We start from the raw sequence: 18,319 nt of genomic DNA, 5'->3' as shown, positions 1-18,319 counted from the left end.
CTCTAAGAATATACAGCTATATATCAATTGTTTCCATGTTTTTGAACCTATAAATTAAATCAAGGGCTTCTCGAGCAGTGAGTCGATCAGGATCAAGTTGTGCGAGTTCTTCTAAAATAGGTGATCGGGAATGCACTTGGGCTTTTGGTTGTGCTTGAGAGGTGGGGAGGGCTGTTTGCATATGTTTTAGATGAGCATGAGCAATTTTTAAAACTTCGGTAGGTATGCCTGCAAGTTCTGCTACTTCTAAACCATAACTTCGATTTGCATAACCAGGTTCAACTCGATATAAAAAAACAATACGTCCAGTATCTAATGATGCCTGTAAGTGGACGTTGCGAATACAAGGCCATTGTTGTGGAAGATTCGTTAATTCAAAGTAATGAGTAGAAAATAAAGTATAAGCCTTGATGGTTGTCGCCAGATAAGTACAACTGGCATAGGCTAGAGCCATTCCATCATAAGTACTTGTACCACGGCCAATTTCATCAATTAACACTAAGCTTTGCTGTGTCGCTTGTCTCAAAATTTGTGCTGTTTCTGTCATTTCTACCATAAATGTAGAGCGTCCTGATGCTAAATCATCACTTGCACCAATACGTGTAAAAATTCTATCTATTGGGCCTAGAGTTACAGCTGTAGCAGGGACGAAACTCCCAATATGTGCTAAAAGAACAATCAGGGCGGTTTGACGCATATAAGTTGATTTGCCACCCATATTAGGCCCTGTAATCAGTAATATGTTTTCTGATGGCTCAAGATATAAATCATTCGCAATAAAGCGTTCTTGTAACAAATGTTCGATCACAGGATGGCGGCCTGCCTTAATAGAAATTTGTGATTCAGGTACGAGTTTTGGGCAGGACCAATTGAAGCTTTGTGCTCGTTCGGCGAGCGTTGTAAGTACATCCAGTTGCGCTAACCCTTGTGCTAGACAGCTTAGCTCATTGATATTCTTTTGAATTTCTAAGAGTAAATGTTCATAAAGCCATTTTTCGCGTGCTAATGCTTTAACCTGTGCTGATAATACTTTTTCTTCAAATTGTTTTAATTCTGGAGTAATGTATCGTTCTACATTCTTTAAAGTTTGCTTTCTGTGATAATGCGGAGGTACTTTCTCTGCTTGAGTTTTAGAAAGCTCAATGTAATAACCCTGCACGTTATTAAAACCAAATTTCAAAGTAGACAAGCCGGTATTCTGTTTTTCTTGTTGTTCTAAATGAATTAATTTTTCATTAGCACGTGTGCTTAACATTCTTAATTCATCGAGTTCTTCATCAAAGCCTGGGGCAATGACTCCACCATCACGAATTAACATAGGTGGATTTTCAATGATTGCTGATGAGAGTAATTCTTGTAGCTCTGGTAATGGCCTTAAATATTGTTTTAATTGAGTTATAAGTGTGCTTTGGTTGTTTGCAAGCGCAATGCTAAGCTCTGGAAGTAACTCTAAGGTATTGTTTAAGACAGATAAATCACGGGGACGGGCTGATTTTAAAGCAATACGGGAAACAATTCGTTCTACATCACAAATTTGCTTGAGTAAATGATTAAGTACAGGAGCTTGTTGCAATTTAATCATTTCTTCAATAGCCTGTTGGCGTTCTTGGATGAATTCATGTTGTTTTAGCGGTCTTCCAAGCCAGCGTTTTAGTAAACGGCTGCCCATGGAGCAGGCTGTTTTATCTAAGATAGAGATTAAACTGTTTTCTTGGCTGCCGCTTATATTTTCAAATAACTCTAAATGTTTTTGTGTTGCAGCATCGAGTTGTAAATAATCATGGGTATTTTCAAGAGTAATCGTTGTCAGATGAGGCAGTGCTTGTTTTTGGGTAGTATGCAAATAAGACAATAAAGTTCCAGCTGCTACTATCGCGGTAGGGTAATCGTGTTCACCAAAAGCAGAAAGATCATTTACTGAAAATTGCGCGCATAAGAGTTTTTTGGCGCTATCAAATTGAAACTCCCAACCAGGTCTTAATTTAATCGGAAAAGAAGAACAATATTCTTCTAAGGGAGAGTTCTCTTGTAAAAGCAATTCTGCAGGTTGTAATCTTGTCAGTTCCGCACTCAGCTGATTACTTTGAGCGAGTTCCAATAAGTGAAAACGACCGCCACTTAGATCTACCCATGCTAAACCAATTTTTTGTTTTTGCTGATGGATCGCTAAAAGTAAGTTATCTTTCTTAGCGTCTAAAAGGGCTTCATCAACGACTGTGCCTGGAGTAATAATACGAGTAACTTGTCGTTCAACAGGCCCTTTACTTGTTGCTGGATCGCCTATTTGTTCACAAATGGCAACTGATTCCCCTTTTTTGATGAGCCTGGCTAGATAGTTTTCTACTGCATGATAAGGAACACCTGCCATAGGAATAGGTTTATCTGCGGATTGACCACGATGAGTTAATGTAAGATCTAATAACTGGGAGGCGCGTTTCGCATCATCAAAAAAAAGCTCATAAAAATCCCCCATACGATAAAGTAAAAGCATATCTGGATATTCTGATTTGATGCGTAAATACTGCTGCATCATGGGGGTATGAGGAGTAGTCATAAACGTTTTGCTCGAATTAAAGTGTGGTGAGTTTAACAAAATCATGGGGGATAGAGTAGAGGAGTATTTTGAATAAATGAATTACATCTATAAAAAGCGAATAGAAAAGAAACTGAAGTATGCTATTCTTAGTCGGTTAAAAAGATGAGTTTAATGGATAATGAAGCGGTTAAAAGAGAGTTTACGTATTATTTATCAATATCTATCGAAACAGACAGAAGATGCAAGTCACCAAATTACATTATTTGGCATTGTCATGATGATCAACTATCCGTTATTTGGTGTTTTTTGGAAATTTGAAAGTTTTCAACTCAGTGAAGAGTTTTGCTTACGGCTTATCGCTACTTTTCTTTGTGCTTGTTTGGCTGTAAATCGATTTTGGCCGCGTTTCTTATTAAAGTGGTTGCCTATTTTTTGGTATCTCGTTTTATTATTTTGTTTGCCTTATTTCTTTTGCTATTTAACACTTATCAATCATTGTTCTACGTTGTGGTTAATGAATTGTGTTTCTGCTATTTTTTTTCTTTTATTGGTAACTAGTGCTTTAGGATCTCTTATTCTCATTTTTGGTGGATGTGGACTTGCATTTTTTTCTTATTTTCTAACCCATCGCGTTATGGAATATATACCAGGTACTATTTCATTATTTAGTCTATCGATGACGTGTATTGCTGCAGCTGTGATTGGTGTTTTGTTTGCTCGGGATAGAGAAATTATTATTGCAGGCCGTCTTTCGGGAATGCGTATGTTGGCGAGCAGTATTGCACATGATTTGCGTACGCCGTTAGCCAGCATTTATTTGCAAGCTGAATTACAGGGAATTATTTTGAATAAAATTAAAAATTCAGAGATACGAAAAGATTTACAAGAAAGTTTAAATAAGATTACCCGTGGGATAGAAACAAGTAATCGCATCATTAGTATGCAGTTAAGTAATATACGTCATAATAAGTTCAATACCAGTAATTTTAGTATTTATCCTATCCATAATTTAATTGAAAGAGCTGTTGATGATTATCCATTAAAAGAAACTCAAAAGTCGCTTATTCATGTGAATTATGAGAATAACTTCCCCATTTGGTTAGAAGAGTTGGCATTTAAGAATCTCCTATGGAATTTATTAAAAAATAGTCTTGAATACATAGAGGAAACAGGTAAAGGTATTATTTCTATTTGGTTGGAAATTGGTGTAGGAAAAGACAATTTCAATTATCTTCATGTTAAGGATACAGCTCGAGGAATATACTCTAAAAATTTCGAAAAAATATTTGAGCGCTTCTATTCTGACCGTCAAAACGGTACGGGTTTAGGACTGGCTTATTGTAAGTTACTGATGCAAGAGGCTGGCGGTGATATTTTTTGTAAGGGAAAATTAAACGAATTTGCTCATTTTACTGTAAAATTTCCTAAAATTGATTAGACTCGGCGTTCTTCCTATAATCACTATCTAAGCGTCACTTTCTGCGAAAGCGGTAGGTCTAAAAAGCAACAAACCTTGTTCGAAACGTCATCTGCGCATACCTTCAAGATGGCGTTCTGCTTGCGCAGAGAGTAATGTTCTTCGCCTAAACATCATCTTCCTCTCCATCATCGCTCCTCTGTGGACTCTAATGCAACTAAAGAGAACATATAATTTGATAAGTTATTCCACATCTGTTGTTGGTGGTTATAGATGAAGTCAAATGATTTAACTATTTTATCGGGTGTTTTTTCCCAAATAGGTAGAATTAAGCTAAGTGTTGAATCAAAGTGTGTTACGTGAGTGTGTATTCTAAAAAATGTTTTTGCATGCTGACTTAATTGGATCGAGTCCGCCATTTTCATTAAATAAGGATAGTCTAAATTATCAAGACGCTCGTAGGCTGCAAAAGCAGAGATTCTTTCGTCTTCATCATGTGCTGATAACCATTGCAGATGAGATTTATTAAAATTTTTCGCAAAAGCGATATAATGAGTTTCATTAACTATTTCATCATGAATGTCTACGCCACATTCTTTAGCAAAACGTTCGTAAAGCATCTCATGCGAGAAACAACTCCCCATTCCTAATTCTTCATGAATGTTTTCAAGAATGATTTTTTTAGTCAATTCGTTATTGGAAAAATTAGCAATATACCAAAGAAAATTGATAAAGTGGCCTCGTAAATGATAAAAAACTGATGCAAAAATTTTCTTTTGCTCTCTATCCCATGCGCTTGTTTTTTGTGGGTTGAATAAAGGAATTGAAGTAAAAAATTGTCGATACTTCAAATCTACTTGATGAAGAAATTGGTCCAGGGATTCGGGTACATCAGCAATGATATGATTTGACATAATTTTATTTTTCGTTAGTGATTGCGTTATGAGTATTTCGAATAAGGAGATAATACCGTATGCGCAATAGTTACGCAATTATTGACTGCTTTAAAATTCCCAAAAATTGAAAAAAATAACTCTGGATTCAATAACATAATCTGGGCTATTATCAGTAAATTATAGTTTACAGACAAAGGATATGTCATGTTAACTCCAAAAGATATTAAAACCATTGAGGCAGCAAAGCAAATAGTTAAGGAGCGCGATCTTTCTCATGTCAAAGTTGGTTTATTTGATGTGGATGGCGTAATGCTTGGCAAGTACATGGGGCGAGATAAGTTCTTTTCCGCGCTTGATAATGGTTTTTCTTTTTGTAATGTAATTTTAGGCTGGGATTCGAAAGATAAACTCTATGATAATGGGAAATACACAGGTTGGCATACAGGTTATCCGGATACTTTAGTACGCATTTTGCCTGAAACATGCCGCGATCTTATTTTCGAGGAGAATCAACTTTTATTCATGGCAGAGTTTGCTGGTGATGCAGAAGTCATATGCCCGCGAGCTTTGCTTCGACGAGTGATTCAGAAGGCTGGTGCTATGGGATTCGATGCTTATGCAGCACTAGAGTATGAATTTTTTATGTTCGATGAGACACCCGAGAGTATTCGTGCTAAAGGCTTTCGTGATTTAAAACCCATGACCCCTGATTATTTCGGCTATTCTATGATTCGTAATAGTGTCCATGCCGATCTATATCACCAAATTCTTGAGATGGGTGAAGTGATGAATTTTCCCATTGAAAGTCTGCATGCAGAATCAGGCCCCGGAGTTATAGAGGCTGCCATTGCAGTAGATAAGATTGATGTAGCTGGAGATAAGGCAGCATTGTTTAAAACCTTTATGAAGGTTTTGGCACAGCATAACCATAAAATGGCGACTTTTATGGCCAAATGGTCTCCCCAATATCCCGGACAAAGTGGGCACATACATCTTTCTTTACGGCATAAAGACGGAGGAAGCGCTTTTTATGATCCATCTATGCAACACAATATGAGTAAACTTCAGCGTCATTTTATCGCCGGACAGCAAAGACTGATACCGGAGTTACTGGCAATGGTTGCTCCCACAGTGAATAGTTTTACGCGTCTGATACCTGGTTTTTGGGCGCCAACAAATGCTACTTGGGGTATAGAAAATAGAACTGCAGCATTAAGAGTTATTCCAGGAAATGATAAATCGCAGCGCATTGAATATCGCTTGGGTTCTGCAGACGCAAATCCCTATTTGGCTTTGGCGGCAGCTTTAGGTTCAGGCTTATACGGTATTGAACAGGAGCTAGAACTTAATCCAGAAGTTCAAGGTAATTCTTATATACAAAGCTACCAAGAAGAGTTTGTTTTACCGCAAACACTTTGGGAAGCATCTAAGCGTCTTAAAGAATCAACAGCTGCACGTTCCTTGTTTGGGGATCCTTTTGTGGAGCATTTTGCAGCTACTCGAGAATGGGAAGAACGCGAGTTTCGTCGCCATGTTACTGACTGGGAATTAGATCGCTATTTTGAAATTATTTAAATGTTAATTCGATGCCGCGTCATCCACTAAGTTCTAGACAAGACGCAAGTAAAGCGAGATGAAGGAATGTACTCAAGTACATGACTGCCGAGCTTGCAACAATGTATCGAACTTAGTGGGTGGGTGCATTAAGATAATTTTTTATGTAGAACTCATGTTATTTAAGGAATCGATCAGCATGGATATGTTGCAAGCTTTTTCTCCCATAGACAATTCTTTATATGTAGAACGAACTTTTGCAAATGATAGTGAAGTTCAATATGTTCTTGATAAGGCATTAGATGTGAAAACAAGGTGGGCTGCCACAACATTTGCTGAGCGTGAACAGTATTGTCATGCTGCTGTCGATTTTTTAGTTGAAAATAAGGAAGAGATTGCTCACGAAATTTGTTGGCAAATGGGCAGGCCAATCCGCTATGCTTCGGGGGAAATTAATGGTTTGGAGGAACGTGCACGCTATATGATTACAGCAGCAAGTACTGCACTTGCTCCAATTACATTACCTGAAAAGTCAGGATTCATTCGCTACATTAAACGTGAACCTCTGGGCGTTTCCTTGGTTATTGCGCCTTGGAACTATCCTTACCTTACTGCTGTGAATGCAATTATTCCTGCTCTCATGGCTGGTAATGTGGTGATACTCAAACATTCCACACAAACGCCGCTTGTGGCTGAGCGATTTGCTCAAGCTTTTGAGGCATCGGCTCTGCCTGAAGGGGTTTTTCAATATTTACATTTGACGCATGCAGATACTGAAAAGATGTTGCGCCATTCAGTGATTAATCATGTTGCTTTCACAGGTTCTGTTGCTGGAGGCGAGATGGTAGAACGTGTAACCGCCGGGCGTTTTATTCAAGTAGGTTTGGAGTTAGGGGGAAAAGACCCCGCCTATGTGCGTTTTGATGCAAACATTGATCATGCAGTCGAGATACTTATGGATGGCGCATTTTTTAATTCTGGTCAATCGTGCTGTGGTATTGAGCGTATTTATGTCCATAAAGAAGTTTATCATCATTTTGTTAATAAAGCCGTAGCATTTGTTAATCGATATAAACTTGGACGTCCAGATGATCCGGAAACAACTCTAGGGCCGCTCGTGCGTCCTTCTGCAGCAGAATTTGTTCGCGCACAAATTCAAGAGGCACTTACACAAGGGGCTGTAGCACATATTGACAGTCGAAATTTTGCTATGGATCAACCAGGTTCTGCTTATATGGCTCCTCAAATTTTAACTGAAGTAAATCATAAAATGCGTGTCATGACCGAAGAGACATTTGGACCAGTTGTCGGAATTATGTCTGTTGATAGTGATGAGGAAGCCATTGCCTTAATGAATGATAGTATTTATGGGCTAACAGCGACAGTGTTCACTAAAGACATGGAACAAGGGATTGTTCTTGGGGAACAATTGCAAACAGGAACATTTTTTATCAATCGTTGTGATTATTTAGATCCTGCTTTGGCCTGGACTGGCGTCAAAAATTCTGGGCGTGGATGTACGTTATCTTCGATTGGCTATGATTTAATTACTAGGCCCAAGTCATTCCATATAAAGACAATTGCTTAAAGGAATCAATAAATGAGTTTATTATCATTGACCGCTAATTGGAATTATCCCACTTCAATTCGTGTAGGGGCAGGGCGTATACGCGAACTTTCTGATGCGTGTCGTTTATTAGGCATTACATCTCCGTTGTTAGTTACAGATAGTTATCTTGCTCGATTACCCATAGTAGAATCAGCACTAGTACATTGTAGAAAGACAGGCTTGCATGTTGCCTTATTTTCAGACATAAAAGCCAACCCTACAGGTGATAATGTGATGGCCGGTGTTTCTGTTTACATGCAGGGACAACATGATGGAGTGATCGCTTTGGGGGGGGGATCTGCTTTGGATACTGGTAAAGCTATTGCCTTAATGGTAGGGCAAAATCACTCTTTATGGGATTTTGAAGATATAGGGGATAATTGGAAACAAGTAAACAGTGCAAGAATAGCCCCCATTATTGCTGTGCCGAGTACTGCGGGAACAGGCTCAGAAGTTGGTCGTGCTTCTGTGATTGTTGATACTCAACAACAACAAAAAAAGATAATTTTTCATCCTAAGATGTTGCCCAGTATAGTCATTATTGATCCTGAACTTACGCTAACCTTACCCTCTAATATTACTGCAGCAACAGGGATGGATGCATTATCACATTGTTTAGAGGCTTATTCTGCCCCAGCTTATCATCCAATAGCGGAAGGAATAGCACTAGAAGGGATGCGGCTAATAAAGGAACATTTACCGCGAGTGATGCAAGATGGTAATGATATAAACTCGAGAACACACATGCTTGTAGCTTCTTTGATGGGGGCTACTGCTTTTCAGCGCGGATTAGGAGCAATGCATGCACTTGCTCATCCATTAGGTGCAATTTACGATGCCCATCATGGACGGCTAAATGCTATCTTGATGCCTTATGTATTACGAGCGAATCGGCCTCAAATTGAACATAAAATTGCGCGTTTGGCCACATATTTGCACTTGGATGATGGATTTAATGGATTTATCGATTGGGTAATACAATTACGTAGACAGTTAGGTATTGAGCATAGCTTGGCTGAAATAGGCATTGATTCACAACATGTAACGCGTATCGCAGTAATGGCAACAGAAGATCCTTCAGCTCAAAGTAATCCTATTATTTTTAGTGAATCACAGTATAGAGCTATTCTTATGGCAGCAATAAATGGGGATGAACGTCATTTGGAAACTACGACTGTTGGATTGGTAGTGATGTAGAGGATTCAGCTCTTTAAGGATTCATCATGAATATTGGCATACTACAATGTGATCAGGTTGATCCAGGTTTACTTGCTGTACATGGTACTTACTCAGACATGTATAAGACACTGCTGCATCAGGTTGCTCCTGATTTGAATTTTACAGTCTATGATGTGCGCAATAATGAGTTTCCTAAAAGTATTGATGCAGCAGATGCATATCTCATTACGGGTAGTCGTCATGGTGTTAACGATGATTTTCCGTGGATTTACTCACTTGAAGAATTTACTCGTTGTCTTTATGAGGCACGAAAAAAAGTAATAGGAATTTGTTTTGGTCATCAACTTATTGCTAAAGCATTAGGGGGGAAAGTTATAAAATCTCCTAGGGGTTGGGGAATAGGCATGTCAGTCAACCAAATAACTCAACGTAAGCCTTGGATGTATCCAACTTTAGAAACGCTTAATCTAATTATGAGTCATCAAGATCAGGTTATAGCGGTTCCTGCAGAGACAGAGGTATTGGCTACTAGTGATTTTTGTCCTTTTTATATGCTGCAGATCAGTGATAATTTTTTTACAGTGCAGGGGCACCCTGAATTTAGTAAAAATTATTTTCAATCATTAATTGAGATTCGAAAACAAAAACTTGATAAGAAATTATACGAACAAGGATTAAAGTCACTCCAACTAAAGTGTGATGACAGAGTATTTGCTGATTGGATTGTTAATTTTTTAAGCGGAAAACACAAGAGAGTTTCATAATTTTTTTACTATTTTTGTTGAAATATCAACAGGTCATGGTTGAATCTAAATTTATTTGCTAAAATCAAAAGGGATTCAAAAAAAATATTAAACTTATAGGGAGAATGATATGAACCGTTTCGCTTTAATTGCTGCAACAGGTTTTTTGGCATTAGCATTAACTGCATGTGGTGGGCATGATAATAAGCAGCCAACAGCAGGAGGAGATAATGCTACTACAACAACACAACCAGCACAAAATCAGCCAGCTGGTGATCAAAATCACTAAGTTTTTTAACCTGGGTGAAGGCTTTAAGCCATAACCCAGGGTACTTTAGGTAAATTTATGAGCTCTTTTGATCCGTTAATCAAAGGAATTGCTTCGATTCTAAAAAAAAATAATTGGCAATTAGTTACAGCAGAATCATGCACCGGCGGACTTGTCGCAAGTTATCTTACGGAAATTCCTGGAAGCTCAGATTGGTTTGAGCGAGGGTTTGTGACGTACAGTAATTTAGCCAAAGAAGAACAGCTTTCTGTCCCAAAATTGCTGATTGAGAAATATGGTGCAGTAAGCGAGCCTGTTGCTCAAGCTATGGCAACTGGCGCACTACAGCATAGTATAGGATATGTTGCGGTGGCAGTTACAGGTATAGCTGGCCCCGATGGTGGCAGTATTGAAAAACCTGTAGGAACAGTGTGTTTTGGTTGGGCGGCCTTGGGCATGACTCCTAAGACATTAATAAAACAGTATCTTGGTAATAGACAAGAGGTCCGTTTGGCTGCGTGCCAGGAAGCTTTATCAGGTATTCTTTCCTATCTGAACAGCAAACCTACTCTCTAAGTCTTTGTCAGGGGTAAATTGCTTTTCCTGTATAGTCAAAAATTTGGTTTGATTCTTTAATTCTTCTACAGCTGTTACCTCCGTTGAAGCGTTTAAAGCAAGATTGTATGTCTCTTCACAGGGTGTTTTCGTCCATCAATTACTTTAAAGACGTTCTCTTCTGTTTTTTTATATACAGTACCAAATAAACCTGAACTTAATTTTTTCATCTCAGCGGTTTCTTTTTGTTCTCCTTTGTGGCTACTCCACATAGGTACAGAATCAATTGGATTTAAAGTTTGCTCATTATAACGAACTGCGTAGACTTCCTGATCATAACGATAAATTTTAAATTTTTGATTTGTCTCATTCAGATAATGTTTATTTAGATCTTCTCCTTTAAATTATCTATTCTATGTTCAATATCTTGTTTTTCAGTATGAGTCTCTCTTGTATCCAAATTAGAATTTTTTGGGGCTGTATCGACTGTGTTTTTAGGTTCATTGGCATCTTTTTTCTGATATTTCTTATAAAAATTTGCCCATTTGAACTTTTTTACATGATCCTCCAAATTAAATCATTAGTTATATTTTTTTAGTTCATTAAACATAACTATATTGATATAAAACAATCCAATTTGTTGTTTTTATGAATCATATGAAATTCACAAATATGTATTGATTTTTTATGAAAAAAAGAGTGTGCGTAGTTCCAAAAAATCTCATGATGCTCACTCCTTTTATTGGTTTTATTCTTCTTACTCAGAAAAACCATGGCTAACTTTATGAATCAATTTGCTGCTGATTCTTATCTGTGTGATAATTTTGATCTTGCGTAACTATCTGGATGACATGATGGAAGAAAATAAACAAAAAGCATTATCAGCTGCCCTATCGCAAATTGAGCGTCAATTTGGTAAGGGATCAGTGATGCGTATGGGTGACAGCACTGTAGCTCGTGATATAGAAGCAATTTCAACAGGCTCTTTAGGATTAGATATAGCGTTAGGAATTGGTGGCTTACCTAAAGGACGTATTGTTGAAATTTATGGCCCAGAATCTTCTGGTAAAACTACTTTAACTTTACAGGTTATTGCTGAGTGTCAAAAGGTTGGTGGTACTGCTGCATTTATTGATGCGGAACATGCATTAGATCCTAGCTATGCCCAAAAACTGGGTGTTAATGTTGATGAGTTGTTGGTTTCGCAACCTGATACAGGAGAACAGGCCTTAGAGATCACCGATATGTTGGTACGCTCTGGTGCTGTAGATGTAATTATTGTTGACTCTGTTGCTGCCCTTACTCCAAAAGCAGAAATTGAAGGGGAAATGGGGGACTCACATGTTGGCTTACAAGCGCGATTAATGTCGCAAGCATTACGAAAATTAACAGCTAACATTAAACGTTCCAATACTTTGGTGATTTTTATTAACCAAATTCGTATGAAAATTGGTGTTATGTTTGGTAGTCCCGAAACAACTACTGGTGGTAATGCGTTAAAGTTCTACGCCTCTGTTCGTTTGGATATACGACGCATTGGATCAATAAAGAAAGGTGAAGAGATTTTAGGAAGTGAAACCCGAGTTAAAGTAGTTAAGAATAAAGTAGCGCCGCCTTTTAAAATGACAGAATTTGATATTTTATATAATGAAGGTATTTCTCGTGAGAGTGAAATTATCAATCTGGCTGTCCAACTCAATCTTATTGAAAAGTCAGGTGCTTGGTACAGTTATAAAGGAGAAAAAATTGGCCAAGGTAAAGATAATGTGCGCTTGTATTTGAAGGAGCATTCTCAAGTTGCTGCGACTCTTGAGCAACAAATTCGTACTGAGCTCCTAGAGAAAAAGCTACCTGTGCCTGCAGCTACCGAAGACGAATTTGAGACTATTGATGACTAAAGCATTTGATAGTGCTGTGCGCTTGTTAGCCAGGCGCGAGCACAGTGCGTTAGAGCTTTATGATAAGTTAAAACAGAAAGGATATAGCTCTATCGAAGTCAAAGAAGCCTTAGATGCATGTCAACGTATGAGTTTGCAACATGATGGGCGTTTTGTAGAGGGATACAGCCACTTGCGTATTCGTCAGGGATATGGGCCTTTAAAAATAAGTCAAGAATTAAGCAACAAAGGAATTGATAAGGAATTAATTCATCAGTTTTTGCAGCAGGAGCAAGATAATTGGTTGCAATACGCTGTAAATGTTTGGCAGAAAAAAAGTAAAGGACAGCTTAATTTGTCTTTTGACGAATTGCAAAAACAGCAACGTTTTTTGCTTTATCGTGGCTTTAGTATGGACATTATTGCTCAGGTAAAAAAAGAATTAAAAGGTACATCTCCTCTCCATGCTGGAGAGGAATCATAGTCTAGGTACAGTGAATAGGCACTACTATTAAGTTTTGGAATATATCCTTTTTGCCGAGATTAAATTCCCTAACTTAATGTGAGTTTCGTATAAGAGAACTAGGTTTTACTATGAACTGTTCGGGCTGAGGAGGCGCGTAGCGCTGTTTCTAAGCCTTCAAGCTCTGCGCTAATAAGGCTTAGAGGAGGCATTTGCCTCCTCAACCCGAACGGTTCGAGGTGAGGATTGGATCTAAATAGATTCTTTATCCGAACTCACGTTAAATTAATGTCGGCGCGCTGTGTTGTATCTAGGTTATGGTTTGAAGATTAAAATTAACTCAAACTGGTATTGGTTCGCAAATGAAAAGTTCTGAAATTAGACAAGCATTTTTTGATTATTTCACAAAATATGGTCATCAATTAGTGGAATCCAGCTCTTTAATTCCAGCTAATGATCCTACTTTATTATTCACCAATGCAGGTATGGTGCAATTTAAAGATGTATTTTTAGGAGTTGAAGCCCGATCTTATCAACGCGCAGTCACAGCACAGCGATGTGTTCGTGCTGGAGGTAAACATAATGATTTAGAAAATGTCGGCTACACTGCACGACACCATACTTTTTTTGAGATGTTGGGTAATTTTAGTTTCGGCGATTATTTTAAGCGCGAGGCGATAAAATTTGCTTGGGAGTTTTTAACTCAAGTGATGCATTTACCCGAGGAGCGTTTGTGGGTTACTGTTTATAAAGAAGATCAGGAAGCAGAGGATATTTGGCTAAAAGAAATGAAAGTTTCAGCAGCGCGTTTTTCGCGATGTGGTGAAAAAGATAATTTTTGGTCTATGGGTGACACAGGGCCTTGTGGACCATGCACCGAAATTTTTTATGATCATGGCCCTGAGATTCCTGGAGGGCCTCCGGGAAGCCCTGATGAGGATGGTGATCGCTATATCGAGATCTGGAATTTGGTATTTATGCAATTTAATCGAGATAAAGAGGGTTATCTACATCCTTTGCCTAAACCTTCTGTTGATACAGGTATGGGACTTGAGCGTTTGGCTGCTGTAGTTCAAGGAGTTCATAGCAATTATGAAATTGATACATTTCAATACTTAATTCAATCTATTGCAAAACTTGGAAATGTGGCTGATTTAAATCTGACTTCATTAAAAGTAATTGCAGATCATATTCGTTCGAGCGCTTTTTTAATTGCTGATGGGGTACTTCCAGGGAATGAAGGACGAGGTTATGTATTAAGAAGGATTATTAGACGAGCAATAAGACATGGTAATAAGTTAGGATTGCCAACTCCATTTTTTTCACGGCTAGTCGAATCCTTAATTACAGTTATGGGAGATGCTTACCCTGAATTGATTCAATCTAAAGCCCATATAGAAAGAGTTCTTAATCAAGAAGAAAATCAATTTGCTCGTACTTTAGAGCAAGGCTTACGTTTATTACAAGAGCAAATGCATTCATTGGGTGGTCATGAAATTTCTGGGCAAATAGCATTTAAATTATACGATACTTATGGTTTTCCTATTGATTTAACCGCCGATATTGCTCGAGAGCAAGGCTTATATGTGAATATGAACGGCTTTAATCAATTGATGCAACAGCAAAGAGAGCAATCTCAGGCAGCCAGCCAATTTAGTGTAGATTATAATGCAAACACTCAATTAGATTACCAATCTGATTTTCATGGTTATGAAAAGAAAGAAGTAGAGGCAAAAATTATTGCATTGCTTCAAGATGGAGTTGAAGTTCAGGCTTTAAATCAAGGGATGAAAGGAGCTGTGGTGCTTGACCATACCCCTTTTTATGCGGAAAGCGGAGGCCAGGTTGGTGATAAGGGAATACTGACAAGTACCGATTTTCGATTTCGAGTCGATGACACACAAAAAAAAGGTCAAGCAATAGTGCATTACGGAGAAATACTGGATGGTACGGCTGCTTTGAATCAATTTGTTCATGCGCAAATTGATAATGAGCGGCGCGAAGCGATCCGCTTAAATCACACTGCAACCCATTTATTACATGCGGCTTTAAAAACTGTTGTTGGTTCGCAAGTCCAGCAAAAAGGATCCTTAGTTGATGCAGAGCGTGCGCGTTTTGATTTTTCTCATTTTGAATCATTGACTGCTGAACAAGTTCAGGAAATTGAGTGCCTAGTTAATGAGCAAATTCGCGCCAATAATGAGGTAGTGACTCGAGTAATGGATATTGACTCAGCTAAAAAAAGTGGAGCGGTTGCGCTTTTTGGGGAAAAGTATGCTGATGAGGTACGTGTATTATCTATGGGTGAGTTTTCTAAAGAACTGTGTGGTGGAACTCATGCTCGACGAACGGGCGATATAGGATTATTTAAAATTATTGCTGAATATGGAATTGCCAGTGGTGTAAGACGTATCGAGATGGTAACGGGGCGTTATGCTTTAGCCTGGATTAATGAGCAACAAGCTCTTTTGAATGAATTAGCTTCTTTATTAAAAACAACAACAAATAACCTACCTGATAAGGTAGGTCAGCTTCTTGCCGAAAATAAAAGCTTGGAAAAAGAGATTACGAAGTTACAAAGTGAGAAAGTGCAAAAATCAGGTGCAGATCTGGCAAATGAAGTAGAAAAAATCAATGGAATCAGTTTGCTTATTAAGCAATTAGAGGGCGTAGATAATCAAACTCTAAGAACTACTTTAGATCAGCTGAAATCAAGACTCGAATCTGCGGTAATTGTTTTATTTACTCTGGATCAAAATAAAATGAATGTGATTGCGGGAGTAAGCAAAAATATCTTAGGCAAAGTGCCTACTGCTGCTACTTTGGTCAGGCACCTGTGTGGTAAAGGTGGAGGACGTGAAGATATGGCTCAAGGTGGAGGAGAAGTGCCGGCTGATTTCGAGAGTAGACTCAAAGAAATTAAGGAAATGGTAGGGCATTCATAGTACAGATTTTGCTTGGATAAAACATAGGGAGCATCCTCGGATGCTCCCTATGCCTGACTTCAAAGTTATCATTTTGTAAAATAACCATAGATAAGGAGATAATATGAGTTTTTTACAAGAGTTTAAAGAATTCGCAATCAGAGGAAATGTTATAGATTTGGCTGTTGCAGTAGTTATTGGGGGTGCTTTCGGTAAAATAACCAGCGCTTTAGTGAGTGGCATTATTATGCCACTTATTGGTTTATTATTAGGCGGAATTAATATTACCAATAAAGCGTTTGCCGTGGGGGATGCAGTAGTTAAGTGGGGAGAGTTTCTGCAAACAATCATCGATTTTACTATTATTGCTTTTTCAATTTTTATAGTCATAAAGGTTTTTTCATTCTTGAAAAAGAAAGAAGAAAAGAAGGAAAAACCTTTATCAAGAGAAGAAATATTATTAGCTGAAATTCGTGATTTATTGAAAGACAAAACGAAAATAGAACATCATTAAAGATGTTTTCAAATGAATAAGTTTCGAATTAATTGCAAAAAGCACTTATTAAATACCCTAAGTCTTTGGTAAATAGACTATAATTTAATCCAGAAGAAGACATTAATAGGGATTATTATGACTGGGTTATTCAATTTAATTGCCGTGATTGTTGTCTTTGGGGTGGTTTTATGGTTGATAGATACATTTATTCCTATGCCACCATCCATTAAAAGTTTGTTAAATGTATTAGTGCTGATTATTTTAGTTATTTACATTTTACAGTTTTTTGGTTTGATCAAAACAATATTACCCATGATTAGAATTTTAAAATAAATACACTAATTTTTTGTGATAGTAAGAGAATAATCCTTAACAACTCCAAAATAGAAAATCCCTATTTTGCATGAGTACTAACTATCATACGCTCCTAGATTTTATTATTTGTCTCATTTTTCATTCTGTTAATAAAACCATAATGATGCAGTGCTACTATTGTTTATCTTTTAATCAATAATTGATCGATGAAAGCAAAGTTTGATTCTTATAAACAGATAAATGTGGGTATTAGTTACAATAAAAAAAATGGGGGAGCTACTGCCGATTCCATAAAACATATTATTTCAGAACAAAATTTAAATTTAATTGAAACTGATTATAGAGCTATTATTCCTACATCGTGTAATTTAGACGACATTTTTGAGAATCAAGAAAAATTTCTCGAAATACTTAACCATGCCAAAACTCAAGCGGCGATCTTACTAAAAGATTTAGATGGCCTGATTATTCCAGGAAGTGATGCTAGAATTGATCCAAGATTATATAGTGAATCATTAACAGATCATCCTGATAGAATTGACTTAGCACGCTCCATAGCAGAGTTAGCCCAAGTCCATGTTGCAATGCAGCGTGGAATTCCTATTTTAGGTATTTGTGGTGGTCATCAAATTATCAATGTTTATCTGGGAGGAACACTTAAAGCCCTTAGTGAGGAAGACATAGATGCTCAAGGATACATGTGTTACTCTCTGGTTGGGTTTAATCCAAAAACAGAGCTTGCAAAAATATTTTTTGAAACTCTGGAAAATAGAGATAACTTGCAACAAACGGAGATTTATTCACATCAATTTTTTGGGGCTCATAAGCATGCAATTAACAGGCTCGCTCATAAAGAATTGGCTAATAAAGATCAAATGATTTCTGTAGTTGCAATTGCTGATGATTCAAATTATACAATTGAAGGATTTGAATCAAAATATGGTTCTCCATTATATAGCATGCAATTTCACCCAGAAGTAGGGGCAAAAGGAATGTATTCCCAATTATATAAAGCCATCAGTTATCAAGCAGAAACTCCTAAAGAGATTATGATTAACTCAAAAATATTTGAAGCATTTAAACAAGCAATGATAACCTTCCATCTGAAAAAATCTCTTTTTATGAGTTTTAAGAATAAAGATGAATGGTTTGATCTAAAAGATCATTCAGTAAATACACTCCCAGAGAAAAAAATAGAACGTTTAAAAGCAACTTCCGCCTTAGATTTGTATTCAATGTTTCGGGATACTCGAACATTAGTCGATGATTATCCTAACAACACCCCAGAAAAATTGCTTATTTAATCAATATGGAGGCGATTGTTGCTTCTTTAACTTGATTTTGGATAAAAGTCATTAGTTTTAATCTTACCTTATGTCGTTCAAGTTTACCTATCCAAGTATTGTTCTAATACCAATACATTTTATGAGTTATTAAATGAAAAATATTAATTAACTCATTGAAAAAAATAAATTATTTATAAAATT

The 18,319-nt window shown here is 37.3% G+C and carries 16 protein-coding genes; 13 read left to right on the top strand and 3 right to left on the bottom strand.

Annotated features, from left to right (window positions below; translation table 11 throughout):
- Positions 1-16: 16 nt before the first annotated feature.
- Positions 17-2,554 carry a DNA mismatch repair protein MutS gene (gene mutS / locus Lsan_RS04440; RefSeq protein WP_058513310.1) on the bottom strand — a complete coding sequence of 846 codons (2,538 nt, stop codon included), beginning with the start codon at positions 2,552-2,554 and terminating at the stop codon, positions 17-19.
- A 160-nt stretch (positions 2,555-2,714) separates the two neighbouring features.
- On the opposite strand from mutS, the gene Lsan_RS04435 reads away from it, so the two are divergent.
- A complete protein-coding gene (locus tag Lsan_RS04435) occupies positions 2,715-3,974 on the top strand; it encodes a sensor histidine kinase (protein WP_058513309.1) in 1,260 nt (419 codons plus the stop codon).
- 167 nt (positions 3,975-4,141) lie between these two features.
- Here the strand turns inward: Lsan_RS04435 and Lsan_RS04430 are convergent, their stop codons facing one another.
- Complete coding sequence (locus tag Lsan_RS04430) at positions 4,142-4,867, bottom strand: iron-containing redox enzyme family protein (RefSeq protein WP_058513308.1); 726 nt, start codon at positions 4,865-4,867, stop codon at positions 4,142-4,144.
- Positions 4,868-5,053: 186 nt separating this feature from the next.
- Here Lsan_RS04430 and Lsan_RS04425 point away from each other — a divergent pair, with 186 nt between their 5' ends.
- The 6 genes from Lsan_RS04425 to Lsan_RS04405 all read left to right on the top strand — a co-directional run bounded on the left by Lsan_RS04425 (position 5,054) and on the right by Lsan_RS04405 (position 10,778).
- Entirely contained in the window at positions 5,054-6,424 is a 1,371-nt protein-coding gene (locus Lsan_RS04425; RefSeq protein ID WP_058513307.1) for a glutamine synthetase family protein, read from the top strand.
- A gap of 178 nt (positions 6,425-6,602) precedes the next feature.
- Positions 6,603-7,991, top strand: a complete 1,389-nt coding sequence (locus Lsan_RS04420; RefSeq protein ID WP_083505077.1) for an aldehyde dehydrogenase family protein — start codon at positions 6,603-6,605, stop codon at positions 7,989-7,991.
- A 12-nt stretch (positions 7,992-8,003) separates the two neighbouring features.
- Positions 8,004-9,209 carry an iron-containing alcohol dehydrogenase gene (locus Lsan_RS04415; RefSeq protein WP_058513305.1) on the top strand — a complete coding sequence of 402 codons (1,206 nt, stop codon included), beginning with the start codon at positions 8,004-8,006 and terminating at the stop codon, positions 9,207-9,209.
- Positions 9,210-9,235: 26 nt separating this feature from the next.
- Positions 9,236-9,955 (top strand): glutamine amidotransferase-related protein, encoded by a 720-nt coding sequence (locus Lsan_RS04410; RefSeq protein ID WP_058513304.1) that lies wholly within the window; start codon positions 9,236-9,238, stop codon positions 9,953-9,955.
- A gap of 109 nt (positions 9,956-10,064) precedes the next feature.
- Positions 10,065-10,223 carry a hypothetical protein gene (locus tag Lsan_RS22450; RefSeq protein ID WP_165482590.1) on the top strand — a complete coding sequence of 53 codons (159 nt, stop codon included), beginning with the start codon at positions 10,065-10,067 and terminating at the stop codon, positions 10,221-10,223.
- A 57-nt stretch (positions 10,224-10,280) separates the two neighbouring features.
- Positions 10,281-10,778, top strand: a complete 498-nt coding sequence (locus Lsan_RS04405) for a CinA family protein (RefSeq protein ID WP_058513303.1) — start codon at positions 10,281-10,283, stop codon at positions 10,776-10,778.
- Between the two features lie 92 nt (positions 10,779-10,870).
- Here Lsan_RS04405 and Lsan_RS22330 read toward each other — a convergent pair whose 3' ends face one another.
- Complete coding sequence (locus tag Lsan_RS22330) at positions 10,871-11,029, bottom strand: hypothetical protein (protein WP_162265586.1); 159 nt, start codon at positions 11,027-11,029, stop codon at positions 10,871-10,873.
- Between the two features lie 582 nt (positions 11,030-11,611).
- Between Lsan_RS22330 and recA the strand changes: the two genes are divergently transcribed.
- The 6 genes from recA (at position 11,612) to Lsan_RS04370 (ending at position 18,136) form a co-directional block, all read left to right on the top strand.
- Positions 11,612-12,655 (top strand): recombinase RecA, encoded by a 1,044-nt coding sequence (gene recA, locus Lsan_RS04395; protein WP_058513301.1) that lies wholly within the window; start codon positions 11,612-11,614, stop codon positions 12,653-12,655.
- Positions 12,648-13,118, top strand: coding sequence for a recombination regulator RecX (gene recX / locus Lsan_RS04390; RefSeq protein WP_058513300.1), 471 nt, complete (start codon positions 12,648-12,650; stop codon positions 13,116-13,118). The genes recA and recX overlap by 8 nt, the downstream gene beginning before the upstream one ends.
- Before the next feature lie 341 nt (positions 13,119-13,459).
- Positions 13,460-16,042 carry an alanine--tRNA ligase gene (alaS, locus tag Lsan_RS04385; protein WP_058513299.1) on the top strand — a complete coding sequence of 861 codons (2,583 nt, stop codon included), beginning with the start codon at positions 13,460-13,462 and terminating at the stop codon, positions 16,040-16,042.
- A 103-nt stretch (positions 16,043-16,145) separates the two neighbouring features.
- Positions 16,146-16,535 carry a large-conductance mechanosensitive channel protein MscL gene (mscL, locus tag Lsan_RS04380; protein WP_058513298.1) on the top strand — a complete coding sequence of 130 codons (390 nt, stop codon included), beginning with the start codon at positions 16,146-16,148 and terminating at the stop codon, positions 16,533-16,535.
- Positions 16,536-16,652: 117 nt separating this feature from the next.
- Positions 16,653-16,850, top strand: coding sequence for a Thivi_2564 family membrane protein (locus Lsan_RS04375; protein ID WP_003632194.1), 198 nt, complete (start codon positions 16,653-16,655; stop codon positions 16,848-16,850).
- A 188-nt stretch (positions 16,851-17,038) separates the two neighbouring features.
- Complete coding sequence (locus tag Lsan_RS04370; protein WP_058513297.1) at positions 17,039-18,136, top strand: gamma-glutamyl-gamma-aminobutyrate hydrolase family protein; 1,098 nt, start codon at positions 17,039-17,041, stop codon at positions 18,134-18,136.
- Positions 18,137-18,319: the final 183 nt, after the last annotated feature.

The organism is Legionella santicrucis (genome assembly GCF_001468135.1).
Classification (GTDB): Bacteria; Pseudomonadota; Gammaproteobacteria; order Legionellales; family Legionellaceae; genus Legionella; species Legionella santicrucis.
This window is presented reverse-complemented; position numbering and strand designations above follow the sequence as displayed.